The 749-nt window shown below is 45.7% G+C and carries 1 protein-coding gene; it reads right to left on the bottom strand.

All coding sequences use genetic code 11. The features are described 5' to 3' along the window. Positions 1 to 215: 215 nt before the first annotated feature. The coding region (locus A3739_RS13590; protein ID WP_231877079.1) for a spondin domain-containing protein at positions 216 to 749 on the bottom strand (534 nt) is incomplete at its 5' end.

Below are 749 nucleotides of genomic sequence, written 5' to 3'. Positions count from 1 at the left end.
TCATTAGAAGATCGTCTAGTCGTATCATTGAATCATTGTTTTGTCAGCGTAAGCACGCCGAAAATCTTATCTTTATCTATATTCAAGCGCTCATTGCTGACAGGCTTAATTGTGTCGGCGGGGGTTGTTACCGTTTCTGAGGTGGCATAAGCATAGGCATCGCCGCTGCTAGTTCCACCATCGAAGGCATACAGTTCTGCGCTGTATTCGTTTATTCATGCGCCATTCACGCAAAGAGGGAGAGCTGACACGCCAACAAACCAATCAAGTGAAGGCGCTATCATGCTGATCAGACTAAGGCATGAAAACTCGGGCGTTGCCGAAAATTGCGTTGTGATGATGCCTGTACCGGTATTTAGATCAGGGCCATCAATATAACTGCCGGCTTTATCTACTTTGATCAACCACTCAACGCAGTTTTTTAACTTGTAATTTTGGCCTTTCTCCGCGACGAGTGTGATTGCTTCACTAGCCTTCTGTCCTTCTTGCCATGGAGTGATTTGAGGCAAATGTGTTGCGCCTACGAGCTTTGAGTAGTGTGCATCTGAGGGTGGATATTCAATCGGAAAAGTCTCTTCGCTCCATATGCTTTCGTACGTCACTTGATACTGAGCATGACCTTCGCAGGCCATATGCGTATCACTTTTTTGAAGGGCTGAGCATGCTGACAGACCCAAAATACCTGAGAGCAATACAACATGAGACATGGTTTTCGTATCAGGCATATTAAAGATCATCCTGCTGCGATG

The organism is Oleiphilus sp. HI0067, from assembly GCF_001635735.1.
This window is presented reverse-complemented; position numbering and strand designations above follow the sequence as displayed.